Annotated in this window: 19 protein-coding genes and 1 pseudogene; 11 read left to right on the forward strand and 9 right to left on the reverse strand. The window is 70.9% G+C overall.

Features of this window, described 5'->3' with window-relative positions:
* The first annotated feature begins 3 nt into the window (after positions 1 to 3).
* Complete coding sequence (locus ACWD35_RS28930; RefSeq protein ID WP_451354250.1) at positions 4 to 588, forward strand: hydrolase; 585 nt, start codon at positions 4 to 6, stop codon at positions 586 to 588.
* A gap of 27 nt (positions 589 to 615) precedes the next feature.
* On the opposite strand, the gene rfbB is transcribed toward ACWD35_RS28930, so the two are convergent.
* Complete coding sequence (rfbB, locus tag ACWD35_RS28935) at positions 616 to 1,584, reverse strand: dTDP-glucose 4,6-dehydratase (RefSeq protein ID WP_451354251.1); 969 nt, start codon at positions 1,582 to 1,584, stop codon at positions 616 to 618.
* Between the two features lie 159 nt (positions 1,585 to 1,743).
* Here rfbB and ctaD point away from each other — a divergent pair, with 159 nt between their 5' ends.
* Both ctaD and ctaF read left to right on the forward strand, forming a co-directional pair.
* Entirely contained in the window at positions 1,744 to 3,408 is a 1,665-nt protein-coding gene (ctaD, locus tag ACWD35_RS28940; RefSeq protein ID WP_451354252.1) for an aa3-type cytochrome oxidase subunit I, read from the forward strand.
* The gene (gene ctaF / locus ACWD35_RS28945; RefSeq protein ID WP_451354253.1) at positions 3,405 to 3,788 is read left to right on the forward strand and encodes an aa3-type cytochrome oxidase subunit IV; all 384 of its coding nucleotides are present in this window, start codon (positions 3,405 to 3,407) and stop codon (positions 3,786 to 3,788) included. The genes ctaD and ctaF overlap by 4 nt, the downstream gene beginning before the upstream one ends.
* Here the strand turns inward: ctaF and qcrB are convergent.
* From qcrB to ACWD35_RS28960, 3 genes are all read right to left on the reverse strand, one after another.
* Positions 3,724 to 5,217 (reverse strand): cytochrome bc1 complex cytochrome b subunit, encoded by a 1,494-nt coding sequence (qcrB, locus tag ACWD35_RS28950; protein ID WP_451354254.1) that lies wholly within the window; start codon positions 5,215 to 5,217, stop codon positions 3,724 to 3,726. The genes ctaF and qcrB overlap by 65 nt on opposite strands.
* Complete coding sequence (locus tag ACWD35_RS28955) at positions 5,214 to 5,489, reverse strand: hypothetical protein (RefSeq protein WP_451354255.1); 276 nt, start codon at positions 5,487 to 5,489, stop codon at positions 5,214 to 5,216. Before ACWD35_RS28955 ends, qcrB begins: the two co-directional genes overlap by 4 nt.
* A gap of 81 nt (positions 5,490 to 5,570) precedes the next feature.
* Complete coding sequence (locus tag ACWD35_RS28960; protein ID WP_451354256.1) at positions 5,571 to 8,018, reverse strand: SpoIIE family protein phosphatase; 2,448 nt, start codon at positions 8,016 to 8,018, stop codon at positions 5,571 to 5,573.
* Positions 8,019 to 8,184: 166 nt separating this feature from the next.
* Here ACWD35_RS28960 and ACWD35_RS28965 point away from each other — a divergent pair, with 166 nt between their 5' ends.
* Positions 8,185 to 10,329: a SpoIIE family protein phosphatase gene (locus ACWD35_RS28965; protein ID WP_451354257.1), complete on the forward strand. Its 2,145-nt coding sequence runs from the start codon at positions 8,185 to 8,187 to the stop codon at positions 10,327 to 10,329.
* Positions 10,330 to 10,464: 135 nt separating this feature from the next.
* Here ACWD35_RS28965 and ACWD35_RS28970 read toward each other — a convergent pair whose 3' ends face one another.
* Positions 10,465 to 11,862, reverse strand: coding sequence for a S1 family peptidase (locus ACWD35_RS28970; protein WP_451354258.1), 1,398 nt, complete (start codon positions 11,860 to 11,862; stop codon positions 10,465 to 10,467).
* 184 nt (positions 11,863 to 12,046) lie between these two features.
* Between ACWD35_RS28970 and ACWD35_RS28975 the strand changes: the two genes are divergently transcribed.
* The 5 genes from ACWD35_RS28975 (at position 12,047) to ACWD35_RS28995 (ending at position 19,065) form a co-directional block, all read left to right on the forward strand.
* Positions 12,047 to 12,460, forward strand: a complete 414-nt coding sequence (locus tag ACWD35_RS28975; RefSeq protein ID WP_451354259.1) for a PaaI family thioesterase — start codon at positions 12,047 to 12,049, stop codon at positions 12,458 to 12,460.
* A gap of 423 nt (positions 12,461 to 12,883) precedes the next feature.
* On the forward strand, positions 12,884 to 13,102 hold the full coding sequence (locus ACWD35_RS28980; RefSeq protein WP_451354260.1) for a type A2 lantipeptide: 219 nt from the start codon (positions 12,884 to 12,886) through the stop codon (positions 13,100 to 13,102).
* Between the two features lie 107 nt (positions 13,103 to 13,209).
* Positions 13,210 to 14,016: an HlyD family efflux transporter periplasmic adaptor subunit gene (locus ACWD35_RS28985; protein WP_451354261.1), complete on the forward strand. Its 807-nt coding sequence runs from the start codon at positions 13,210 to 13,212 to the stop codon at positions 14,014 to 14,016.
* A gap of 113 nt (positions 14,017 to 14,129) precedes the next feature.
* The gene (locus ACWD35_RS28990) at positions 14,130 to 16,247 is read left to right on the forward strand and encodes an NHLP family bacteriocin export ABC transporter peptidase/permease/ATPase subunit (RefSeq protein WP_451354271.1); all 2,118 of its coding nucleotides are present in this window, start codon (positions 14,130 to 14,132) and stop codon (positions 16,245 to 16,247) included.
* Between the two features lies 1 nt (position 16,248).
* The gene (locus tag ACWD35_RS28995; RefSeq protein ID WP_451354262.1) at positions 16,249 to 19,065 is read left to right on the forward strand and encodes an NHLP bacteriocin export ABC transporter permease/ATPase subunit; all 2,817 of its coding nucleotides are present in this window, start codon (positions 16,249 to 16,251) and stop codon (positions 19,063 to 19,065) included.
* A 44-nt stretch (positions 19,066 to 19,109) separates the two neighbouring features.
* Here the strand turns inward: ACWD35_RS28995 and ACWD35_RS29000 are convergent, their stop codons facing one another.
* The 3 genes from ACWD35_RS29000 to ACWD35_RS29010 are packed head-to-tail and all read right to left on the reverse strand — an operon-like array spanning position 19,110 to position 20,349.
* The gene (locus ACWD35_RS29000) at positions 19,110 to 19,304 is read right to left on the reverse strand and encodes a rubredoxin (protein ID WP_451354272.1); all 195 of its coding nucleotides are present in this window, start codon (positions 19,302 to 19,304) and stop codon (positions 19,110 to 19,112) included.
* Positions 19,301 to 19,471: a rubredoxin gene (locus ACWD35_RS29005; protein ID WP_451354263.1), complete on the reverse strand. Its 171-nt coding sequence runs from the start codon at positions 19,469 to 19,471 to the stop codon at positions 19,301 to 19,303. Before ACWD35_RS29005 ends, ACWD35_RS29000 begins: the two co-directional genes overlap by 4 nt.
* A complete protein-coding gene (locus ACWD35_RS29010; RefSeq protein ID WP_451354264.1) occupies positions 19,468 to 20,349 on the reverse strand; it encodes an alkane 1-monooxygenase in 882 nt (293 codons plus the stop codon). Before ACWD35_RS29010 ends, ACWD35_RS29005 begins: the two co-directional genes overlap by 4 nt.
* 189 nt (positions 20,350 to 20,538) lie before the next feature.
* Between ACWD35_RS29010 and ACWD35_RS29015 the strand changes: the two genes are divergently transcribed.
* Complete coding sequence (locus ACWD35_RS29015; RefSeq protein ID WP_451354265.1) at positions 20,539 to 20,799, forward strand: DUF4158 domain-containing protein; 261 nt, start codon at positions 20,539 to 20,541, stop codon at positions 20,797 to 20,799.
* Between the two features lie 4 nt (positions 20,800 to 20,803).
* A pseudogene (locus tag ACWD35_RS29020) lies at positions 20,804 to 23,231 on the forward strand (Tn3 family transposase); the annotation flags it as partial.
* Between the two features lie 78 nt (positions 23,232 to 23,309).
* Here the strand turns inward: ACWD35_RS29020 and ACWD35_RS29025 are convergent.
* Complete coding sequence (locus ACWD35_RS29025; RefSeq protein ID WP_451354266.1) at positions 23,310 to 24,476, reverse strand: hypothetical protein; 1,167 nt, start codon at positions 24,474 to 24,476, stop codon at positions 23,310 to 23,312.
* Positions 24,477 to 24,833 lie beyond the last annotated feature (357 nt).

The raw sequence follows: 24,833 nt of genomic DNA on the forward strand, positions 1-24,833 counted from the left end.
CCCATGGCTCTGACCACGCTCGACCCCCGCAGCGCCCTCGTCGCGATCGACCTCCAGAACGGCATCGTGGGCATGCCCACCCAGCCGTACGCCGCCTCGGACGTGGTGGCCCGCACGGCGCGGCTCGCCGAGGCCTTCCGGGCCCGGAACCTCCCCGTGGTCCTGGTCCGGGTGGCCTTCGCGCCGGACTGGGCGGACGCCGTCCCCGGCCGGACCGAGCGCCAGGCACGCGGTCTCGCCTTCCCCGAGGGCTGGGACGTGATCGTGGACGAACTCTCCGGGCACTCCGGCGACATCCGGGTCACCAAGCACAACTGGAGCGCCCTGTACGGCACCGACCTGGACGTCCAGCTGCGCCGCCGCGGCATCACCCAGATCGTGCTGACCGGCATCGCCACGAGCATCGGCGTCGAGTCCACCGCCCGGGACGCGTACGCCCACGGCTACCACGTCACCCTGGCCACGGACGCCATGGCCGACAGCGACCCCGCGGCACACGCGGGCAGCGTCGAGCGGATCTTCCCGCGCCTCGGCGAGAGCGGCACGACCGAGGAGATCCTGGAGCTGCTGGCCAAGACCCACGCCTGACGGAGTCCGGAGGGTGGGGGCCGGTGATCACGCACCGCGCTGCTTCAGCGGCTCCCACCAGGCGCGGTTGTCGCGGTACCAGGCGACCGTCTCGGCGAGCCCGGCGGCGAAGTCGCGCCGCGGGCGGTAGCCGAGTTCGTCGCGGGCCTTGCTCCAGTCGACGCAGTAGCGCAGGTCGTGGCCCTTGCGGTCGGGGACGTACGTCACCCGGTCCCAGCCCGCTCCGCACGCGTCGAGGAGGAGGCCGGTGAGTTCCCTGTTGCTCAGCTCGGTGCCGCCGCCGAGGTTGTAGACCTCGCCGGGGCGGCCCTTCGTACGGACGAGTTCGATACCCCGGCAGTGGTCCTCGACGTGCAGCCAGTCGCGGATGTTGCGCCCGTCGCCGTAGAGCGGGACGTCGAGGCCGTCGAGGAGGCGGGTGACGAAGAGCGGGATCACCTTCTCGGGGAACTGGTGCGGGCCGTAGTTGTTGGAGCAGCGGGTGACGCGGACGTCCAGGCCGTGGGTGCGGTGGCAGGCGAGGGCGAGCAGGTCGGAGGAGGCCTTGGAGGCCGCGTAGGGGGAGGTGGGGGCCAGCGGGTGCGTCTCCGGCCAGGAGCCGGTCTCGATGGAGCCGTACACCTCGTCGGTGGAGATGTCCACGAACGGACCGGCCCCGTGGCGCACGGCGGCGTCCAGCAGGGTCTGGGTGCCGAGGACGTTGGTGCGCACGAACTCGCCCGCACCCTCGATCGACCGGTCCACGTGCGACTCGGCGGCGAAGTGCACCACCTGGCCGGCGTCCGCCATCAGCTCGTCGACCAGTCCGGCATCGGTGATGTCGCCGTGCACGAAGTCGAGCCGGGCATGGCCGGCGGGGAGGTTGGTGAGCGTGCCGGCGTAGGTGAGCTTGTCCAGCACGGTGATGCGGGGCGCGTCGGGAGCGTCGTCGGCGAGGAGGGCGCGCACGTATGCGGAGCCGATGAACCCGGCGGCGCCGGTGACGAGGAGGTTCATGAACGGATCCGCACCTTGCTGTGTCCTCCTGCGCACCTTGCCGGGCTCCCGAGGATGACGACTGTACGACGCCGAGGCCGGGGGCGGCGGGGAGGTGTCTGCGCCGCTTCCGTGGCCGCGGGTGCGGTAGCGTCGCCCGGGATGACCGAACTACCGGAAATGCCAGACTTCAGGGAGATCACCGCCCGGTACACGGCCCCCGCGCCGCGGCCCGGCCGGGCCCTGTTGCGCTGGGCCTCCACGACCGATCACAAGGTGATCGGCCGCCTCTACATGGTCACGGCGTTCTGCTTCTTCCTCCTCGCCGGGCTGCTCGCGCTCGCGATGCGCGCGGAACTCGCCCGGCCGGGGCTGCAGTTCCTGAGCGAGCAGGACTACGACCAGTTCTTCACGGTCCACGGCACGACCATGATGCTGCTGTTCGCGACGCCGATGTTCGCCGGGTTCGCCAACGCCGTGATGCCGCTGCAGATCGGCGCGCCGGACGTGGCCTTCCCGCGGCTCAACGCGCTCTCGTACTGGATGTACCTGTTCGGCGGGCTGATGGTGGTGTCCGGGTTCCTGGTGCCGGGCGGCGCCGCGGCGTTCGGCTGGTTCGGGTACGCGCCGCTCAACAGCGCCTACTACTCCCCCGGCGCGGGCAGCGACCTGTGGGTGATGGGCCAGGTGGTGACCGGTGTGTCGACCACGCTGGGCGCGGTCAACTTCATCGCCACCATCCTGTGCCTGCGCGCCCCTGGCCTGACGATGTTCCGGATGCCCATCTTCACCTGGAACATCCTGTTCACCTCGATCCTGGTGCTGCCCGCCTTCCCGGTGCTGGCCGCGGACCTCCTGGTGCTGGAGTCGGACCGGAAGTTCGGCTCCCACGTCTTCGACGCGACGAACGGCGGCGCGCTGCTGTGGCAGCACCTGTTCTGGTTCTTCGGACACCCGGAGGTGTACATCGTGGCGCTGCCGTTCTTCGGGGTCGTCTCGGAGATCCTGCCGGTGTTCTCCCGCAAGCCGCTGTTCGGCTATCTGCCGATGATCGGGGCGACGATCGCGATCACCATGCTGTCGGCGGTGGTGTGGGCGCACCACATGTTCGCGACGGGCGCGGTGCTGCTGCCGTTCTTCTCCCTGATGTCGTTCCTGATCGCGGTGCCCACGGGCATCAAGTTCTTCGCGTGGATCGGCACGATGCTGCACGGCTCGATCTCGTTCGAGACGCCGATGCTGTGGTCGCTGGGCTTCCTGGTGTCGTTCCTGCTCGGCGGGCTGAGCGGGGTGCTGATCGCCTCGCCGCCGCTGGACTTCCACCTCACCGACTCGTACTTCATCGTGGCGCACCTGCACTACGTGCTGTTCGGCACGGTGGTGTTCGCGATGTTCGCCGGGTTCTACTTCTGGTGGCCGAAGATGACCGGGAAGATGCTGGACGAGCGGCTCGGCAAGCTGCACTTCTGGCTGCTGTTCCCGGCGTTCCAGCTGACGTTCCTGGTGCAGCACTGGCTGGGCGAGGCCGGGATGCCCCGCCGGTACGCGGACTACCTGCCGGACGACGGCTTCACCCTGCTCAACACCCTGTCCTCGGCGGGGGCGTTCCTGCTCGGCGTCTCCACCCTGCCGTTCCTGTACAACGTCTGGCGCACCACCGTGAAGGGCACGAAGGTCACCGAGGACGATCCGTGGGGGTGGGGGCGCGGCCTGGAGTGGGCGACGTCCTGCCCGCCGCCGCGGCACAACTTCGTGGCGCTGCCCCGGATCCGCTCGGAGTCGCCCGCCTTCGACCTGCACCACCCGGAGGCCGTGCGGAAGGCCGAGGAGGAAGGGCTGCGGTGAGGACGGAGGCGTTGCTGTTCGGCGGTGTGGCGCTGTTCTTCGGCGGATCCGCCGCGTTGTACGGGGTGTGGTCGAAGGACGAGACCGGTACGACCGCGCTGGTCGTGGCGTTCGGGATGGCGTCGCTGGTCGCGTTCTTCTGTCTCATCCAGTACCGGCGCCGGGGCCCGCGCGCCCAGGACCGCCCTGGCGTGGAGGTGGCGGCCGGGGCCGGTCCGGTGGCGTTCTTCCCGGCCGACAGCGTGTGGCCGATCGTCACCGCGTTCGGTTTCGCGGTGACGGCGACCGGGGTGGTCTTCGGGCTGTGGCTGTTCATCATCGGTTGCGGCGTTCTGGCGCGTGGTGTGTTCGGCTTTGTGTTCCAGTACGTGGACCGGTGAGCGGTCTGCGGGGCGCGCCGGGCCGGAACGTCTCGACGGGCTGGTGGGCGCTGTCGTAGCCGCCGGTGACGCTCTGCCGGATCTCACCGGTGGACACGCCTCGTTCGAGCCGCTCGCGTTCGGCCTCGGTCAGGGCCAGACACAGCCAGCGGGTCAGCAGGAAGGCGAGGACGGGCGCCACGACGAGGGCGACGCGCAGGACCCAGGTCAGCGCGTTGACGGAGATGCGGAAGGTCTGGGCGGCGATGTCGTTGCCGCCGGCCACCAGCAGCACGCCGTAGAAGACGATGCCCGCGACACCCAGCCCGGAGCGGACGGGGCGTTCGCGCGGCCGGTCGCACAGGTGCTGCTCGCGCCGCCCCTCCCCCGTCAGGCGCTGCTCCACGAACGGGTAGGCGTAGAGCACGGCGAACAGCAGGCCGGGCAGGACGACGGCCGGGAGCAGCACGTTCCACATGAAGGTGTGCCCGGCGACGTTCGTCTCCCACGGGGGCATCAGCCGCAGCGCGCCCTCCAGGAAGCCCACGTACCAGTCGGGCTGGGCCCCGGTGGAAGCCACGGCGGGATCGTAGGGGCCGTACTTCCAGACCGGGTTGATCTGGGCGAGCCCCCCGAGCAGCACCAGCACGCCGCAGACCATGAGGGACAGTCCGCCGGAGGACGCGGTGAACTGCGGGAAGAGAGGTTTGCCGAGGGCGTTGCGGTTGCTGCGGCCCGGGCCGCGCCACTGCGTGTGCTTGAGGTAGAAGACCAGCGTGAGGTGCACGGTGACGAGCGCGATCAGGGCGCCGGGCAGCAGCAGGATGTGCAGCGGGTAGAGCCGGGTGACGATCTCGTGGCCGGGGAACGCACCGCCGAAGGCGAAGAAGCTGACGTACGTCCCGACGACCGGCAGCGAGGTCATGATGCCCTGCGCGATGCGCAGCCCGGTGCCGGAAAGCAGGTCGTCGGGGAGCGAGTAGCCGGCGAAGCCCTCGGCGAGCGCGAGCACGAACAGGGTCAGCCCGATCGCCCAGTTCACCTCGCGGGGCCGGCGGAAGGCGCCGGTGAAGAAGATCCGCAGCAGGTGGACACCGATCGCGGCGACGAAGACGAGCGCCGCCCAGTGGTGGGCCTGCCGCATCAGGAGACCGCCGCGCACCTCGAAGCTGATGTGCAGGGTGGAGTCGAAGGCGGCCGACATGCGCACCCCGCGCAGGGGGGCGTAGGGGCCGTCGTAGACGACCTCGTGCATCTCCGGGCTGAAGAACAGGGTCAGCCAGACCCCGGTCAGGAAGAGCAGGACGAGGCTGTAGAGGGCGAGTTCGCCGAGCAGGAAGGACCAGTGGTCGGGGAACGCCTTGCGCAGCAGCGGGCCGGCCTCGTAGGCGGGCAGGCGGGCGTCGACGGCATCCGCGAGGCGCTCGGCGCGGCGGGCGCCGTCGCTCACCTGTCCTCCGGCGCGCCGGCCGCCCGTTGCACCTCGGCCTCGACCTCGCCGCGGGGACGTCCCGTCTCCTTGGCGTACTCGCTCACCGCGGTCTGCGCGTCCCGGTCCAGGTCGCGCCAGGCGCGCACGGCGGTCTCGTAGGTGCCCGCCTGAGCACCGGTCATCCCCTGCTCGGCCGGCGGGCCGTATGCCTCCCGCAGCTCCCGGACCTGCGCGTGGGCCGCGTCGGCCGCCCGCTGCTTCTCGACCAGTTCATCGAAGGTGTACGCCACGGCACCCGACCCTAAGTACGGGAGGCGGGCGGGCCCCTTCGACCTGCCGGGCACAGCACCCACCCGTACCCGAGTGGCCGTTCAGGCCTCGGGTACGAGGTCCGCCCACACCAGCTTGCCGCCGCTGACCGGGACCGTCCCCCAGGCCGCCGAGACCGCCTCCACCAGGAGGATGCCCCGTCCGCCGGTGGCCTCCCAGCCGATGTTGGTGGGCTTGACCGGGCTGCGCGGGGAGGTGTCCGCGACGGCGAGCCGCAGCCGGTGGTTGACCAGGCTGAGGTCGAGCCGGACCTGGCCGTCGGTGTGCACGAGCGCGTTGGTGACCAGTTCGGAGACGACGAGCAGGGCCGTGTCGAGGGTGTCCGGGGACACGCCCCAGGCGCGCAGGGTGCGCCGGGTGAAGCGGCGGGCGTGCCCGACCGCCTGCGGGACCCGCCACACCGTCCAGGTCTCGCGCAGCGGGCGGACGGCCATGCCGTCGTAGCGCATCAGCAGCAGGGCGACGTCGTCGCCGCGGTGCGCGCCGGTCAGCAGGGTGTCGGCGACCGGGCCGAGGTGGGCGGGGTCGGCGGCGGCCAGCTCGCTGGTCAGCCGGGCCATGCCCTCGTCGATGTCGGTGCCGGGGGCCTCCACCAGGCCGTCGGTGGTGAGCGCGACCAGCGTGCCCGGCTGGAGCCGCAGCGGGGTCATCGGGAACTCGGCCTGGCCGAGCACGCCGAGCGGCGGGCCGCCCTCGGCCTCGGCGATCTCGGTGGATCCGTCCGGGTGGCGCAGCACCGGCGGCAGATGGCCGGCGCGCACGCACCAGGCGGTGCCCTGCTCCATGTCGACGTCGACGTAGCAGCAGGTGGCGAAGAGGTCGGTCTCCATCTCCACGAGCAGCCGGTTGGCATGCGCCACGACCACGTCCGGCGGGTGACCCTCGACGGCGTAGGCGCGCAGCGCGGTGCGCATCTGGCCCATCAGGGTGGCGGCGCCCGCGTTGTGGCCCTGGACGTCGCCGATGACGAGGGCGACGTGGTTCTCGGCGAGCGGGATCACGTCGTACCAGTCGCCGCCGACCTCCAGGCCGGCGGTGGTGGGCAGATAGCGGGCGACGGCGACCGCGCCGGGCAGCCGGGGCAGGCGGCGCGGCAGCAGGGTGCGCTGGAGCATGCCGACGAGTTCGTGCTCGGCGTCGAAGGCGTGGGCGCGCAGCAGGGCCTCCCCGGCCAGGCCGGCGCAGGCGGTGAGCAGGGCGCGTTCGTCGGGGCCGAACTCGTGCGGCTCGTCCCAGCCGATCAGGCAGGCGCCGGCCATACGGCCGCCCGCGGACAGCGGCAGGACGGCGAAACCGCCGGGACCGACGTCGGCGAGGGCGGGTTCCACCGGGGTGCCGGCGGGCCAGATCTGGGCTCGGCCCTCGCGCAGGGCGGCGGCGAGGGTGGGCATGGCCCGCACCGGCGCGTCGGGCCACTCGGTGCGCCACTCGGTGCGCCACAGCTCGGGCCAGGCCTCGGGTTCGGGCGGGTCCAGGACGGTGACGACGAGGCGGTCCTTCTCCAGTTCGGCCAGCGCGAGCCGGTCGGCCTTCAGCGGCTTGCGCAGGGCGGCGACGACGGCCTGCCCGACGTCCTTGACGCTGCCGGCGGTGGCGAGGGCCGCGGCCAGGCGCTGCACCCGGGCCACGTCGGTGACCTCGGAGCGCAGTGTGGAGGCGTCCTGCACGGTGCCGACGAGCCGGGCCGGGCGGCCCTCGCCGGCGGGCACCAGCCGGCCCAGGAGCCGGAGCCATTTGGGCGGGCCCGGGGGCTGAAGGATCCGGAACTCCAGTTCGCGGTCGCCGATGGACATGTGGTCGGCCTCGACCACGGACATCAGGGCGGGCAGGTCCTCGGGCACGGTGTGCGCGAGCAGGGTCTCCACCCGGCCGTCGAAGGCGTCCTGGTCGATGCCGAACAGCCGCAGGATCCCGTCGCCGACCTCGACCCGCCCGCTGTCCACCGCCAGGCTGAACTCGTCGGCGGGCAGCTCGCCGGTGTCGGCGGCCCGGCCCGCCGGGGCGGGCACGGCGACCGCGCGGGCGATGAGCTCCAGGCAGGCGCGGTCGTCGGTGCCGAAACCGCCGGGGTGCTCGGTGATGGCCAGCAGACAGCCGCCGTTCGGCGGGCCGAGCGGCAGGGCGGCCAGGGCGACGTCCGGGGAGGGGGTGCGCCGCGCCTCGGGGCAGCCGGCCAGCTCCTCCGGGCCGAGCCAGCGGGGCCGTCCGGTGCGGTAGACCTCGGCGGCCACGGAGCTGCCCGCGACCGGGTAGCCGTCGCGAACGCCGTACAGGGTGCGCGGCAGGCCGGCGGACTCGGCCAGGCACAGGACGGACGGGTCGTCGCCGGGCGTGTACACCCCGGCGAACGCCGCCCCGGTGAAGACGAGCGCCTGTTCGAGGACACGGCGCAGCCGATCGGGCGCGCCGGGGTCCGCGGTGAGCGTGTCCAGGGCGGCTTCGGCACGCTCCGTCCTCGTGCGGCTGACCGCAGCGCCCTCACTGGCCACTTCGCCATTACAGCGCTTCTGGGCCGCCTGCGCAGCCCCTGTGACCGCACGCCGCGCCGCTCGGCCGCCCCGCGGGTTCCCCGGGGTACCCGGGTGATGGGCTCGCCGTGCGTGCGGCAGCACCACGAGGGAGCCTTGTGCCTTGGATACGACGGGGTGCGACGGAATGCGACCGGATGCGACCGGATGCGACGCGCGGCCGTACGAGGAGGTGGTCGGCGTGTCCGACGGGCCGGTGCTGTCGACCGTGCTGGCCTCGATGATGGACGAGGTGCACGCGCACTCCGGCGCGGTCTATCTGCTCAGGCGCGACGAGCCGGTCCTGGAGATGGCGGTGCACGCGGGCATGCCCCGGGCGTTCGCGGCGCCCTGGGAGCGGGTCGGGCTCAGCGCGCCGCTCCCGGTCGCGGACGCGGTGCGCGAACGGCGCCTGATCTGGGTGGCCGGCGAGCAGGAGATGGCCCGCCGCTACCCGCGGATCGCGGTCGTGCTGCCGTACCGGTTCGCACTCGCCGCGGTGGCCGTGGCGACGGAGACCAGGGTGTACGGCGCAGTGTTCGTCACCTGGCCGGGCGGCCGTCCCACGGAGCTGTCCGACACGGAGCGCGACCGGCTCACCGGCGCCTGCGACCGGCTGGCGGCGCGCCTGGAGCTGGCCGCCGCGGAGAACCGGCCCGTCGGCCCCGAGCCCGATGTCGTGGCGACGCCCATGACGAGCATGGCGGGCTCGCTGAGCTCCGTCGAGGCAGCCCGGATGGTGTCCCGGCTGCCGTACGGGCTGGTCTCCCTGGACCTGCACGGCCGGATCGCCTTCGCCAACACGGCCGCCGCCGAGCTGCTCGGCAGACCGCCCGGCGAGCTGCTCGGCACGGTGCCGTGGGTGTCGGTGCCGTGGCTGAACGACCCGTTGTACGAGGACCGTTACCGGGCGGCGCTGATGAGCCAGCGGGTGACGTCGTTCGTGGCGCTGCGCCCGCCCGGCGAGTGGCTGTCGTTCCGGATGTACCCGAGCACGAACGGGCTGAGCGTGCGGATCAGCCGGGCCCGGGCGGTGGCGGACATGACGAGCGGCGCGCCGCGGACCGGACCGGCACCGCCCCGGCTGGTGACCATCTCCCAGCTGCTCAGCATGGCCGGCGCGCTGACCGAGGCGGTGAGCGTGCAGGACGTCGTCCAGCTGGTCTGGGACGAGGTCGCCCCGGCCGTCGGCTGCCAGGCGCTGGTGATCCTCGGCTCGCAGGCCGGGCGGCTGCATGTGCTCGGTCACCGGGGATACCCGAATCCGCACAGCGTGGAGCGGTTCGACGGGCTGCCGCTGAGCGAGCGCACCCCGGGCACGCTGGCGCTGACCAGCGGTGTGCCCGGGTTCTTCGACTCGCGGGAGCAGCTGGAGCGGCTGTATCCCGGCCGCCGGGAGACGCCAGCAGGCTTCGCGGCCTGGGCGTATCTGCCGCTGATCGCGTCCGGGCGGCCGGTGGGCACGTGTGTGCTGGCGTACGCCGAACCGCACGTCTTCCCCGCCGACGAGCGGGCGGTGCTGAACAGCCTCGGCGGGCTGGTCGCGCAGGCGCTGGAGCGGGCCCTGCTGTACGACGCCAAGCACCGCCTGGCGCACGGACTCCAGCAAGCGCTGCTGCCGCACACGCTGGTGCCGCCGCCCGGCATCACGGCCGCCGCGCGCTATCTCCCGGCGACGTACGGGATGGAGATCGGCGGCGACTTCTACGACCTGATACCGAGCGGGCCGCAGGCGGCGGCGGTGATCGGGGACGTCCAGGGGCACAACGTGACGGCGGCGGGCCTGATGGGGCAGATCCGCACCGGGGTGCGGGCGTACACCACGGTGGGGCAGCCGCCGCAGGAGGTGATGCGCAGCACCAACCGGCTGCTGATCGACCTCGGTGCCGACCTGTTCGCCAGTTGCCTGTATCTGCGGCTGGAGCCGGCGTGCGGGCGGGCCGTGATGGCCCGCGCGGGCCATCCGCCGCCGCTGCTGCGACGGCCCGACGGGCGGGTGCGGGTGCTCGACCTCGCCGGGGGCCCTCTGCTGGGCATCGACGCGGCGGCGACGTACCCGACGACCGAGGTGTCCTTCTCACCCGGCTCGGTTCTCGTCCTCTACACCGACGGTCTGGTGGAGTCTCCCGACGTCGACATCGAGGACGCGCTGGTCGGGCTGGGCGCGCTGCTCGCCGAGTTCGGCGACCGGCCGCTGGAGCAGCTTGCCGACGAGTTGGTCCGGCACAGCGTGGCCGGGCGGGAGCGGGTGGACGACGTGGCGCTGCTGCTGCTGCGGGCGCGGGACGACTGACACCGCCTCGGGCCGCGGCGGGGTCCGGCCCTCCCGCCGGAGGGCCGGACCCACCCCTGCCGGCCGGAACCGCGGGAAGGGCCGGAGGGGGTTCAGGGGAGTGCGGGTCAGTTGGTGAGGATCAGTTGCTGCGGGTCAGTTGGTGCCGGTGAGGGACGAGCCGTCGCCCTCCGCGCCGGTGCCGGACGGATCGCCTGTACCGGACGGATCGCCTGTACCGGACGGATCGCCTGTACCGGACGGGTCGCCTGTACCGGACGGGTCACCCGTGCCGCTCGGGTCGGCCGCCGTGGCGGACGGGTCGGCGGTGGCGCCGCTCTGATCGCCGCCGGCCGCCGACTGGTCGCCCGCGCCACTGCCGCCGTTACCGGCGTTGCCCCCGCCGCCGAGGGTCGCCCCCGTGGCCTGGAGCGCGGCGGTGACCGGCTGGAAGAAGGTCTCGCCGCCGCTGGTGCAGTCGCCGCTGCCGCCGGAGGTGAGCCCGACCGCGCCGCCGTCCTGGGTGAACAGCGAGCCGCCGCTGTCGCCGGGCTCGGCGCAGACGTTCGTCTGGATGAGCCCGTTGACGGTGTCGACGCCGTTCGGGTCGGTCTCGCTCTGGAAGTTGACCGTGGCGTCGAGGCCGGTGACCTGGCCGTTGTGCAGACCGGTGGTGGAGCCCATCCGGAACACGGTCTCGCCGACGGTGGCGTCCGCGGCCTGCGTGATCTGCACGGTCTGACCGTTGCCGGTGTTGACCTCGCTCGGCGCCTGGGTGTTGGGGTCGTCGTACTTGACCAGCGAGAAGTCGTTGCCCGGGAAGGTCGCCTGGTCCACCGTGGCGATCGGCTGACCGTTCTGCGAGTCCGACCACTGCTTGGCGGCCACCCCGCAGTGACCGGCCGTCAGGAAGGCGGGGCTGCCGTCGGAGGCGGTGACGTTGAAGCCGAGGGAGCAGCGGACACCGCCGCCCTGCACCTGGGAGAAGATGGCGTCGCCGCCCGAGACGAAAGCCTTGAAGGTGCCCGGGGACTTCTTGAGGGTGGCCATGCCGGAACCGAGGCTCCGCACGGTCGCCTGCAGCCGGTTCCACTGCGTGCCGGTGACGGAGCTGTCCGCGGTGACCAGGACCTTGTCGGTGCGCGGGTCGACGGCCCAGGAGGTGCCGGGGATGGTCGCCTTCGTCTTCAGCGTCCGTGCCGCGGACTTGAGTTCGGCGGTGCTGTTGTTCACCTGGCGGACGGCCGCGCCCGCCTTCTTCGCCTGCGCGATCACGTTGTCGTCGCGGCTGACCACGTTGACGACCAGTTGTTGCCTGCCGCTGTCGTAGTAGGACCCGGCGATCGCGTCGCCGAGCACCTTCTGGAGCCGCGCGGCGAGATCCGAGGCATCGGCGGCCTTCAGGGTCTTCGCGGGGGCGGCGCCGCCCAGGGCCGCGCCGCCCTGGTCCTGGGACGCGTGGGCGTTGGGCAGCAGGAGGGCCGCCGCTCCGAGCGCCGCGACACCGCCCACCGCCATCGCCGCCTTGCGCTTGGGCATTCGCTTGTGACTCAAACTTCTCGACCTCCTGGGTACGGGGGTCTGCCGCTGTCGGGCAGTTCGATCGGGGCGCCTGGATGGCCGTACGTACGGACCGGCCGCGCGGTGCGTTCATCTGCCTGCACCCAACCGGCGTGCCGCGGCGGTGAATCGGCCACGCTGCGCGTGTCGCGCGGTGCGGCCGGGAACAATCCCCGGCATGACGATGACCCCCGCCGAGGCCGACAAGATCCTCTCCGCCAACTTCGCCCCCTGGGTGCTCGATCTCGGGCTGTCCGTCGAGGCGGTGGGAGACGACCGCGCGGTGCTGCGCCTGCCCTGGTCGGACCGGTTGGCTCGGGAGGGCGGGGGCTTGTCGGGGCAGGCGCTGATGGCGGCGGCGGACACGGCGACGGTGATCGCGGTCTCGGCCGCGCGGGGCGGCTTCGTGCCGATGACGACGGTTCAGCAGTCCACGTCGTTCCAGCGGGCGGTGACGTGTGCGGATGTCCTGATCGAAGCGGTGCTCACGAAGCTGGGCCGGCGGATGGCGTTCGCGGACATCACGCTGAGCGACGCCGGCTCGGGAGCGCTCGCGGCTCGGGCGAGCACGGTGTACGCGATTCTGGGCTGATCATTACCGGCTGACCGTTCTGTACCGACACGCTCAGCCACCGACCAGTGACGATCGGTTTCGCTCACGTAACGGAATCCCGGCTTCAGGGAATCTGCACATCGGCCACCCAAGCAAGTCACCGGCACCAGGAGTTCTGCACATTCACGCACCCCCCTGTCGCGCCTTTGACGCGAACTGCCGGATTCGGTGCCCCGCGGGCAAGGGGCTGGGCGCGGTGATGCCGTGGGCCATGTGAAGGAGTCGCCGACATGCCGTGCGCAGACCTGCACGGTTGAGCCGGTCCGTACACCAAGTGCCCTGGTGAGAGGCCTGATTGATTGGAAGCCCGCCCCGCCTGCGTGCTTTGATCCATCGCACCGCGGGGTCCTGCGGGCCCCGCGCTCCCCCTTGTGAAATATCAATACGAAGGGAAGTTCCACCATGAACTCCACCCCCCAGGTTGAGACCGTCGAGATCTCGGACGCCGAGCTGGACAACGTCTCCGGCGGTCTGTCCGTGAACACCCTCAACAGCACCCTCGCCACCGCGAACGAGGTTGCCCCGGGCGTCAACGGCCTGGTCAACACGGTTGTCGGCACGGTCACCGGCGTTGCCGGCATCAACACCGCGCCGCTGACCGCCACGGTTGCCGGTCTCTGACCGCACCTCGGTGTCACCTGGGTCCCGGAGCCGCCCCCCGGCTCCGGGGCTCCCGGGTGCCCGGAAGTTCGCCGTGACGTCGTCTCTCCACGGGTGAGGGAAGTTCCGTGCAGTTCCGCCAACAGGCCCTCGCCAAGCTCCAGTCACCGGAAGAGCTGGACCTTCCGGTGCGTCTGGCGCGCCCGCAGGGGTGGCTCGCGCTGTCCGTCACCGTCGTCGTGATGGCGGCGGCCTCCGTGTGGGCGGTGACCGGTTCGGTCGCCTCCACGGTGAGCGCGCAGGCCATCCTCACCCACGCCCAGGGCAGCTACCTGCTCCAGAGCCCCGTGGCCGGACAGGTGACGGCCGTCCTCGCCAAACAGGGTGAGCGGCTGCCCGCGAACGCTCCCGTGCTCAACGTACGGACGAGCCAGGGCGATTCGGTGGTCCGCACGGTCGCCGCCGGCCGCGTCACCGCGATCGGCGCCACCATCGGGCAGATCATCCAGACCGGCGCCGACGTGGCGGCCGTCGAGAAGGTGGCCCACGCCTCAGACCCGCTGTACGCCACCGTGTACGTCCCCGCCGAGAACGCCGCGGCCATCCCGGCGCACGCCTCCGTGGACCTCACCGTGTCGTCGGTGCCGACCCAGCAGTACGGCGTGCTGCGCGGGCATGTGAAGTCCGTTGACCGGACCGCCCAGTCCGCCCAGTCGATCGCCGCGTTCCTCGGGGACAGCCAGCTGGGCGAGCAGTTCACGAAGCAGGGCCGCCCGGTGGCGGTCCTGGTCGAGCTCGACAAGTCGTCCGGCACCAAGAGCGGTTACCGGTGGTCCTCGGCCGACGGGCCGCCGTACCGGCTCGACTCCATGACCCTCGCCTCCGGTTCCGTCCGGCTGGCCGACCAGCACCCCCTCGATTGGCTGCTCCCGTGACCGTTCAGACTGGGGGCGCCCAGGAAACCCGTGGCCGCAGACGGGCCGCCCCCGCCCGCCGTCCGGTCCCCAAGTCCCGCGGTGGCACGGTCCGTACGCCCACCGTTCTCCAGATGGAGGCCGTCGAGTGCGGCGCCGCCTCCCTGGCGATGGTGCTCGGCCACCACGGCCGGCATGTGCCGCTGGAGGAGCTGCGCATCGCCTGCGGCGTCTCCCGCGACGGCTCGCGCGCCAGCAACCTGCTGAAGGCGGCCCGCAGTTACGGCCTGACCGCCAAGGGCATGCAGATGGACCTGGCCGCCCTCGCCGAGGTGCAGGCACCGGCCATCCTCTTCTGGGAGTTCAACCACTACGTCGTCTACGACGGCATGGGCCGCCGCTTCGGCCGACGCGGGGTGTACATCAACGACCCCGCCAAGGGCCGCCGGTTCGTGCCCATGGAGGAGTTCGACGGCAGCTTCACCGGCGTCGTTCTCGTCATGGAGCCGGGCGACGGCTTCACCAGGGGCGGGCGCAAGACCGGCGTGCTCGGTGCGATGCCGGCCCGGCTGCGCGGCACCGCGGGCACCCTGCCCGCGGCGGTGCTGGCCAGCCTGCTGCTGGTCGCGGTGGGCGCGGCGCTGCCCGCGCTCAGCCGTACCTACATCGACATGTTCCTCATCGGCGGCCAGACCTCGCTGCTGGGCACGCTGTTCACGTCGATGGCCGTGTGTGTGCTGCTCACCCTGGTGCTGACCTGGCTCCAGCAGGCCAACCTGCTGCACGGCCGGATCATCTCCTCCACCCTCTCCAGCGCCCGCTTCCTGCGCCATCTGCTGCGGCTGCCGGTGACGTTCTTCGCCCAGCGCTCTCCCGCCGACCTGGTGCAGCGCCTGCAGTCCAACGACCAGGTCGCCGAGACCCTGGCCCGGGACCTCGCGGCGGCGGGCGTCGACGCGGTCGTGGTCGTGCTGTACGCGGTGCTGCTGTACACCTACGACCCGCAGCTGACCTTCCTCGGCATCGGCGTGGCCCTGCTGAACGTGGTCGCCATGCGGCTGGTGATACGGCTGCGCGCGACCCGTACGGCGAAGCTGCGCGCGGACACCGCGCGGCTCACCAACACGTCGTACAGCGGCCTGCAGTTGATCGAGACGATGAAGGCGACCGGCGGCGAGGACGGCTACTTCCGCAAGTGGGCCGGGCAGCACGCCACCACGCTGGAGGAGCAGCAGCGGCTCGGGGTGCCGAGCGCCTGGCTGGGCGTGGTCGCGCCGACACTCGCCACGCTCAACAGCGCGCTGATCCTGTGGATCGGCGGCATGCGGGCCGTGGAGGGGCACATCTCGGTCGGTCTGCTGGTCGCCTTCCAGGCCCTCGTCACCCGCTTCACGGCCCCGCTCACCCGGCTCAACGGCGTGGCGGGCCGCATCCAGGACTTCGCGGCCGACGTGGCCCGGCTGAAGGACGTGGAGAACTTCCAGGCCGACCCGCTCTACGCCCGCCCCGGCGCGGGCGACTCGACGCGCCGGCTGCACGGGCACGTCGAGCTGGAGAACATCACGTTCGGCTACAGCCCGCTGGACCAGCCGCTGCTGACCGGCTTCGACCTGACCGTCGGCCCCGGGCAGCAGGTGGCCCTGGTCGGTGGCTCGGGCAGCGGCAAGTCCACGGTCTCCCGGCTGATCTCGGGCCTGTACGCCCCGTGGGACGGCGTGATCCGCATCGACGGCCGCCGCCTGGAGGACATCCCGCGCGGCGCGCTCGCCGCCTCCGTCTCCTTCGTGGACCAGGACGTGTTCCTCTTCGAGGGCTCGGTGCGCGACAACGTGGCCCTGTGGGACCCGTCGATCCCGGACGAGGCCGTGGTGGAGGCGCTGAAGGACGCGGCCCTGTACGACGTGGTGCTGCGCCGCCCCGGCGGCATCCACAGCAGGGTCGAGCAGGACGGCCGTAACTTCTCCGGCGGGCAGCGGCAACGCCTGGAGATCGCACGGGCGTTGGTACGCCGCCCGAGCATCCTCGTCCTGGACGAGGTGACCAGCGCGCTGGACGCGGAGACCGAGCTGGTGGTGATGGACAACCTGCGGCGGCGCGGCTGCGCCTGCGTGGTGATCGCGCACCGGCTGAGCACGGTCCGCGACAGCGACGAGATCGTCGTGCTCCAGCACGGCACGGTCGTCGAGCGCGGCCGGCACGAGGAACTGGTGGCGCACGGGGGCGCGTACGCCACGCTGGTCAGGGAGCGGTGAGATGACGACCGTCAGCGAAGGCGACCTCGTTCTAGGTGCGCTGGGAGCCATGGGCACGCGCATCGACTGCGCGGGCCTCAACCGGCTGGACCTGGAGGGCCCGCAGGTGCTGTGGCTGGTCGCGGGCGGTGCCCTGGACCTGTTCGCGGTGGACGCCGCCCAGCAGGGCCACTGGCACCACCTCGGCCGGCTGGAGGCGGGCGCGCTGCTGCTCGGCCCGGTCGCCGGACCCGAGCACACCCTGGTGGCCCGCCCGGTCCGGGACTGCGTGGTGCACCGGATCAACCTGCGCGAGCTGTACCAGCCCGCCCAGACCCAGACCTGGTCGTACGACGAGTACGGCAACCCGCAATACGTTCCGCCGACGACGAGCCCGCTGGAGTACGCCCTCGCCCTCGGCGTCGGCCGTGGCCTGTCCGTCCTCTTCCAGGCGCCGATGGCGGAGGAGCGGGCCGCGGCGCCCTCCGACGACGACGTGTTCTGGATGCAGGTGCCGCCGGGCAGCGTGCAGTACGGCTCGCTGTACGGCGCGGAGGCCGCGGCGGACCTGCTGATGGACCCGGCGCTGTGGCAGAGCATGGTCGACCAGCAGTACCGGCTGCTGACCGCGCTGGACCGCTGGATCGAGCAGCTGGAGCGCACCCACGAGACGCGCACGGCCGCCGGGATCAAGGCCGGTGAGGCGGTGCGCGCCCAGGCCGACCAGACGCTGCTGGCCTCCATCGGCAAGCGCTCGGGCCGCCGCACGACCGCCGCCGACGCCGACGCCACGCACGCGGCCTGCAAGCTGGTCGCCGAGGCGGCCGGCATCGAGCTCGTCGAGCCCGCGCAGAGCGGCGCCGAGAGCGAACGCCTCGACCCGGTGGAGCGGGTGGCGCTGGCCTCCCGGGTGCGCACCCGGGCCGTACGCCTGGACGGCCGCTGGTGGCGGGAGAACGTGGGCCCGCTGGTCGGGCACCGGGCGCTGTCCGGGGCGCCGGTCGCGCTGCTGTGGCGGCGCGGCGGCTATGTGGCCGTACATCCCGGGACCGGACGCGAGACCCCGGTCGAGAAGGCGAACGCGGAGGAGTTCGAGCCGCGCGCGGTGATGTTCTACCGGCCGCTGCCCGAAGGGCGGCTCGGCCCGCTCGGGCTGCTGCGGTTCAGCCTGCGCGGCACGCGCGGTGACCTGGTCAACCTGATCCTCGCCGGGCTGGTGACCGTGGGGATCGGTGCGCTGGTGCCGATCGCCACGGGCAAGGTGCTCGGCGAGTACGTGCCCAGGGCCGAGCAGGGCCTGATCGTCCAGGTGTGCCTGGCGGTGATGGTGAGCGGGGTGGTCGCGGCGGCCTTCATGCTGCTGGAGAACCTGACCATCCTGCGCCTGGAGGGCCGTATCGAGGCGGCGCTCCAACCGGCCGTCTGGGACCGGCTGTTGCGCCTGCCGACCCGGTTCTTCACGCAGCGCTCCACCGGTGAACTGGCCAGCGCGGCCATGGGCATCAGCGCGATCCGCCGACTGCTCGCGGGCGTCGGCCCGGTGGTCGCGCAGTCGGTGACGGTCGGCGCGATGAACCTCGGTCTGCTGCTGTGGTACAGCGTGCCGTTGGCGCTCGCGGCGCTTGCGATGCTCGTCGTCATCGCAGGCGTGTTCCTGGGCCTCGGGCTGTGGCAGGTGCGCTGGCAGCGGCGGCTCGTGGTGCTCGGCAACAAGCTGAACAACCAGGCGTTCCAGACCCTTCGCGGCCTGCCGAAGCTGCGCGTCGCGGCGGCGGAGAACTACGCGTACGCGGCCTGGGCGCGGGAGTTCGCGCACAGCCGGGAACTCCAGCAGAAGGTCGGCCGGATCAAGAACCTGACCACGGTGCTGGGTTCGGTCTATCTGCCGGTGTGCACGCTGCTGATGTTCATGCTGCTGGCGGGCCCGGCCAAGGGCGCGATGTCGGCGGCGGACTTCCTCACCTTCAACACGTCGGTGACGATGGTGCTGACCGCGGTCACCCAGCTCACCGGGTCGTTCGTGTCGGCGGTGGCGGCACTGCCGCTGTTCGAGGAGATCAAGCCGGTCCTGGAGGCCACGCCCGAGGTGCGCACGGCGAGCACCCGGCCGGGTCCGCTGTCGGGTGCGCTGGAGGCCCGGCGGCTGTCGTTCCGGTACGCCGACGACGGTCCGCTGGTCCTGGACGACGTGTCCTTCGCCGTCCGCCCCGGCGAGTTCGTGGCCCTCGTCGGGCCCAGCGGCTGCGGCAAGTCCACGCTGCTGCGCCTGCTCATCGGCTTCGACCGGCCGGTCTCCGGCAGCATCCTGTACGACGGCCAGGACCTGGCGGCACTGGACCAGTCGGCGGTGCGCCGCCAGTGCGGGGTGGTGCTTCAGCACGCGCAGCCGTTCACCGGCTCGATCCTGGACGTCATCTGCGGCACCGAGCCGTACACGCCGGAGGAGGCGATGGCGGCGGCCGAACTGGCGGGCCTTGCCGAGGACATCAAGCGAATGCCGATGGGCCTGCACACGATCGTCGCGGGCAACGGCGCGATCTCCGGCGGCCAGCGGCAGCGGCTGATGATCGCGCAGGCGCTGATCCGCCGTCCGCGCATCCTGTTCTTCGACGAGGCGACCAGCGCCCTGGACAACGACACGCAGCGCATCGTCATCGAGAGCACCCGCAAGCTGAACGCGACGCGCATCGTCATCGCCCACCGGCTGTCGACCGTGCTGGACGCGGACCGGGTGATCGTGATGGAGGAGGGCAAGGTCGTCCAGCAGGGCCGGCCCGCCGACCTGCTCGCCGACACCACCGGACGGCTGCACGAGCTGGTACGCAGGCAGTTGGCCTGACGCCGGCGCTCACCCGGGCGCCGGTGCCGACGATGACGACGGGTTCAGGCATGGGTGATCTCGGCCATCTCGAAGTCAGCCTTCGCGGCGCCGCAGTCCGGGCAGCTCCAGTCGTCGAGGATGTCCTCCCAGCGGGTGCCGGGGGCGATCCCCTCCTCGGGCCAGCCCTCGGCCTCGTCGTAGACGAAGCCGCACACCAGGCACTGCCACTTCTTCGCGGGGCGGTCGTCGCCGGTCAGGCACTCTCCTCGGGTTCGAAGTCGGTCTTTTCGCGCACCCCGCAGTCGGGGCAGCACCAGCCGTCCGGCACCTGGCTCCACGGCGTACCGGCGGGGAAGCCCTCGCGGGGGTGGCCGGCGCTCTCGTCGTAGACGTAGTCGCAGGAGGGGCAGCGGTAGCGGCTCACGCGGCGGCACCGTAACGGGCCAGGACGGCCGCGCGCTTGCCCGGCTGGATGTTGGCGCGCTGCACGTCGCCGTCGTAGTGGGCGAGGACCCGGTGGTCCATGACCCGGCGCCACAGGGGCGGGACGTAGGCGAGGAGCATCATTCCCGCGTGGCCGGTGGGGAGTTCGGGGGCGTCGTCGAAGTGGCGCAGCGCCTGGTAGCGGCGGGTGGGGTTGGCGTGGTGGTCGCTGTGCCGCTGGAGGTGGTACAGGAAGACGTTGGACGCGACGTTGTCGCTGTTCCAGCTGTGGCGCGGGGCGCACCGCTCGTACCGTCCGCTCGCCATGCGCTGCCGCAACAGGCCGTAGTGCTCGATGTAGTTGACGACTTCGAGCAGGCAGAAGCCGAAGACCGCCTGGAAGGCGAGGTACGGCAGGACGCCCGGCCCGAAGGCCGCGGTGAGGGCGCCGAAGAGGACGACGGACATGACCCAGGCGTTCAGGATGTCGTTGCGGAGCGTCCAGGGAGACTTGCCGCTGCGGGCGAGCCGGGTCCGCTCCAGTCGCCAGGCGGAGACCAGGCTGCCGGCGACCGTCCTCGGCAGGAACCGCCAGAAGCTCTCCCCCAGCCGGGCGCTCGCCGGGTCCTCGGGGGTCGCCACGCGGACGTGGTGCCCGCGGTTGTGCTCGATGCAGAAGTGCCCGTAGACGGTCTGGGCGAGCGCGACCCGGGACAGCCAGCGCTCCACCGACTCTTTCTTGTGGCCCAGTTCGTGGGCGGTGTTGATGCCGATCCCCGCGACGCCGCCGAGGGTGAAGGCCAGGCCGACCTTGTCGAGCGCCGACAGGCCGCCGTCGCTGATCAGCCAGCAGCCCACGGCGAGGCCGGCGTACTGCACGGGCAGGTAGAGGTAGATGCACCAGCGGTAGTAGCGGTCCCCGAAGTCCTAGCTCGGACACGAGCCGCAAGGTAACCGGCGGGTAGCTTTCGCATCGGCAGACGGCCCCGTTTCCCGGCTTCGGGCGCCTCGTTGGGCTGATCAAGTGATTAGAGGCTCGGCGAGGGAGAGGAGGTCCCGCAGGCCACGGTGGAGTACGTCGCCGGGCTGGTAAAGGTCCCGGCCGCCGACTTCGCGAAGTACTCCCTCACAGGCCGAACCGTTGAGTACCACCGCGCGCAGATCCGCGAGGCGCTGGGGTTCCGGCCGGCGACGCTGGAGGACGAGGATCAGCTCACCACATGGCTGGCCACCGAGGTGTGCCCGGTCGAGCTGGTGGAGGACCGGCAGCAGGAGGCCCTGCTGGTCGAGTGCCGCGCGCGCAGTATCGCCGGGCCGGACCCGGATTGAGAGGGTGTTGGTCGCGGCCCGCAACCGGTGGGAGCGGGCGTTCTGCGCGCGGGCCATCGAGCGCCTGGGTGAGGGCGGGGTGGCCCGGCTGCTGGCGCTGCTCAAGCGTGACCCGGGCGCGGTCGGCCTGGACTCCCTGCTGACCGAGGTCAACAAGCTGAACGACGTGCGCAGACTCGGGCTGCCCGAGGGACTGTTCGCGGACTGCTCGGAGAAGCTGGTGGCCGCGTGGCGGGCACGGGCGATCAAGATGTACCCCTCGGACTTCCGTGACACCGCCGAGGACGTACGGATCACGCTGCTCGCGGCGCTGTGCTCCTCCCGGCAGGCAGAGATCACTGACGCCCTGGGAGACCTGCTGATCGCCCTGGTGCAGAAGATCAACGCTCGCACCGAGCGGCGAGTGGAGAGGCAGCTCACGGCCGAGTTGAAGAAGGTCCGCGGCAAGGAGGGCATCCTCTTCAGGCTCGCCGACGCGGCGATCGGCCAGCCCGACAAGACCGTACGCACAGCCCTCTACCCGGTGGTCGGGGAGAAGACGCTGCGCGACCTGGTGGCCGAGGCGAAGGCGAACGAAAAGGTCTTCAAGGCCAAGGTCCGCACCACGCTGCGCTCCTCGTACAGCTCGTACTACCGGCAGATGCTGCCGCCACTGCTGCGGACGCTGGGCTTCCGCTGCAACAACACCGCCTACCGGCCGGTGATGGACGCGCTCGCCCTGCTGGAGAAGTACGCCGGGGTCGACGGCAAGACCCGCTTCTACGATGCCGCGGACACGGTGCCGATGGATGGCGTCGTACGCAAGGACTGGCGCGAGGCCGTCGTCGATGACAAGGGCAGGGTCGAACGCATCCCGTACGAGCTGTGCGTCCTGGTCGCGCTGCGCGACGCGATCCGGCGCCGCGAGATCTACATCGAGGGCGCGGCCCGGTGGCGCAACCCGGAGGATGACCTGCCCGGCAACTTCGAGGCCACCCGCACCGTGCACTACGCGGCGATCCGTCAGCCGCTGGACGCGCGGGAGTTCATCACGGATCTGAAGCAGCGGATGACGAACGGCTTGGACCGGCTCACGGCCGCGCTGGCGGACGGTTCGTCGGGCGGAGTGAAGGTGACCACCCGGCACGGCGAGCCGTGGATCTCGGTGCCGAAGCTGGAGAAGCTGGACGAGCCCACCGGCCTCCGGGCGCTCAAAGACGAGGTGGTACGCCGCTGGGGTGTGCTCGACCTCCTGGACGTACTCAAGAACGCCGACTTCGACACCGGCTTCACCAAGGAGTTCGCCTCGGTCGCCGCGTACGAGCGCATCGACCGCGCCGTCCTCCAACGACGCCTCCTGTTGGCCCTGTTCGCCCTCGGTACGAACATGGGCATCCGGTCCATCGTGGCGACCGGCGAGCACGGTGAGAGTGAGGCGGCGCTGCGGCACGTGCGCCGGCACTTCATCACCGTCGACAACCTGCGGGCTGCCGTACGGAAGCTGGTGAACGCCACCTTCGCGGCCAGGGACACCGCATGGTGGGGCCAGGGCACCGCGTGCGCGTCGGACTCGAAGAAGTTCGGGTCCTGGTCCTCGAACTTCATGACCGAGTACCACGCCCGCTACGGCGGCAACGGCGTGATGATTTATTGGCATGTGGAGCGGAAGAACGTCTGCATCTACTCCCAGCTCAAGAGCTGTTCGTCGTCCGAGGTCGCGGCGATGATCGAGGGCCTGTTGCGGCACTGCACGGACACCGAAATCGAGTCGAACTACGTCGACACCCACGGCGCGAGTGTGGTCGGGTTCGCCTTCACCGAGCTGCTCAACTTCCGCCTGCTGCCGAGGCTGAAGAACATCGGCAGCATCCGCCTGTACCGCCCGGAGGACACCCCGGCCGGCTGGCCGGCGCTCGGCGCCTCGCTGACGACCCGAGCCATCAAGTGGGACCTGATCGCCCAGCAGTACGACCAGATGGTCAAGTACGCCACCGCCCTGCGCCTGGGCACCACGGAGGCGGAACAGGTCCTGCGCCGCTTCACCCGCGGCGGCCCCAAACACCCCACCTACGCCGCGCTCGAAGAACTCGGCCGCGCGGTGCGCACCATCTTCGTGCGACTACCTCGCCAGCCCGGACCTGCGCCGCGAGATCCACAGTGGCCTCCAGGTCGTGGAGAACTGGAACTCGACGAACACCGTGCTGCACTACGGCAAGGACGGCGCCCTCACCGGCCCGGACAAGGAGCACGCCGAGACCTCCATGCTCGCGCTCCACCTTCTCCAGTCCAGCCTGGTCCATATCAACACCCTGCTGCTTCAGCGCGTTCTTGCCGAACCTGCCTGGTCCAAAGAGCTCTCGGACGAGGACCGACGCGGGCTGACCGCGCTCTTCTGGTCGAACATCAACCCGTACGGCACGTTTCGCCTCGACATGGACAGGCGGCTCGACCTGGCGCCTCTGACTGTTCCCCGCCCCCGGCAGACCGTTGATGGTGCGGCACGGGCCGCGCGAATTACCCTGCGATGAGGGCTACTGCACCAGTGTGCCGATCGCCTGCTCGGCCATCTGGATACCGACCGTTGCAGCCATGGTGGCTCCGGCTTCCAACAACCGATCCTTGATCTGACCAGCTAGCTGGCGCAGTCGGCTCACCTGGGGAGCATCCGACGTGGCTTCCTCGTGCAGTTCCTGGGTGACGCGCTCCAGTTCCACACGATCCGGCTCGTCCATGCCCAGAGCGCTGCTGACCTGGCCCACATAGCCAGCAAGTTGGATGAAGGCTCTCGGGTCCATGCCGGTTGTGTTGTTCTGGGTGAAGTTCTGCTGCTCGCCGACGATGACCCCTTGCGCGTTCGGCAAATAGGTGTTGTAGACAACCGGGTCGCGGCGTTTTCCCTGCCCGGAGTCTTCCGCATACTTCGGCATGAGCTCCAGCACCTCCTCCAGATAGTCAAGCGCTATTGCAATGAATCCCGCGTGAATCCGTTGAAACAGAGAGGAGAACTGCCCGGAGTCGTAGAGTCCGATAACCTCCACGCCCTGGAGTCCGTCCGTTACCTCGGCGAACCGCTGGGGAACCTCAGTCGTCAGAAACGCCCCGAGTACACGGTGGCACTGGAAGTCCCAGCCAGGTTCGTCATACGAGGGCCAGCTGTACCTGAACCTACCATCCACCACCTGTTCGTAGCGAAGCCTGCCCTCCGATATCAACGCGGCGAGCTGATCAGCAACGGACTCCGCCACGACGTCATCACGAAGCCGGGCGAATGCCGGCGGCTTATGGCGAGGCAGGGCCGGAGGAGAGATTGTCCGCAGGATGTTCGCCAACCTGACGAGACCCGCACGAAGATCTCTCAGGAGTACCTTCCACCTATCTCGGGGCACCGAACCAGGGAAGGCGCCGTTCCAATACTCGCTAGAAAGGATATAACCAAAGACCTGCCCACCCGTCATGTTCAGGATTTCTACCCTGTATGGCGAGATTGCCTTGAACTTCTTGAAATCCCCAGGCAAGCGGGAGAGGACATTTTCCATATTCAATAGCCAGTCGCGAACGTCGTATGGCACCCGCGGCATGGCATTTGCATGATGCTGCATCTGATCGGCGATGCGGCCCGCAAGGTCCGTCAGGGACTCGCTGATCACCCGGCGTGCGGCGTCGGGATCGGGTAACCCAGTGTGCTGGCTAGATGGCATTCGATCACTATGGCCTCAGTCCGCAGCACGCAGCAAGAGGCCAGCAAGAGAGGGAGCCACTCATGATCGTGTCACCGGTTGCAAGCACAGAGTCGGACGCGCAGTGTCGGTAAACGACCGTCTGTCGACACCCGGCGCAGTGATCACGAACCCGCAGGTGGGCAGTGTCGGCAACTCGTGTCGACAATCAATGTCGGTGAACGGTCCGGCCGATACATTCCGACGATGCTCATTGAGGCTTTTCCAACCTGCTGCGTCAGCTTGGCAGTTGGGCTGACGAACTGGTGAAGCCCCTGGTAGATGGGTTGTTCGACCAAGAAGAACCATCTCCACCAGAGGCTTCGTGTGCTTGTCTAC

Source organism: Streptomyces sp. NPDC002671 (genome assembly GCF_053592475.1).

Excerpts from the sequence above, each read along its gene's own strand:
- ACWD35_RS28980 (WP_451354260.1), top strand. The coding sequence starts at position 12,884 with ATGAACTCCACCCCCCAGGTTGAGACCGTCGAGATCTCGGACGCCGAG.
- ACWD35_RS28990 (WP_451354271.1), top strand. The coding sequence starts at position 14,130 with ATGGAGGCCGTCGAGTGCGGCGCCGCCTCCCTGGCGATGGTGCTCGGC.
- rfbB (WP_451354251.1), bottom strand. The coding sequence starts at position 1,584 with ATGAACCTCCTCGTCACCGGCGCCGCCGGGTTCATCGGCTCCGCATAC.
- ACWD35_RS28965 (WP_451354257.1), top strand. The coding sequence starts at position 8,185 with ATGCGACCGGATGCGACCGGATGCGACGCGCGGCCGTACGAGGAGGTG.
- ACWD35_RS28930 (WP_451354250.1), top strand. The coding sequence starts at position 4 with ATGGCTCTGACCACGCTCGACCCCCGCAGCGCCCTCGTCGCGATCGAC.
- ACWD35_RS28995 (WP_451354262.1), top strand. The coding sequence starts at position 16,249 with ATGACGACCGTCAGCGAAGGCGACCTCGTTCTAGGTGCGCTGGGAGCC.
- ACWD35_RS29025 (WP_451354266.1), bottom strand. The coding sequence starts at position 24,476 with ATGCCATCTAGCCAGCACACTGGGTTACCCGATCCCGACGCCGCACGC.
- ctaD (WP_451354252.1), top strand. The coding sequence starts at position 1,744 with ATGCCAGACTTCAGGGAGATCACCGCCCGGTACACGGCCCCCGCGCCG.
- ACWD35_RS28975 (WP_451354259.1), top strand. The coding sequence starts at position 12,047 with ATGACGATGACCCCCGCCGAGGCCGACAAGATCCTCTCCGCCAACTTC.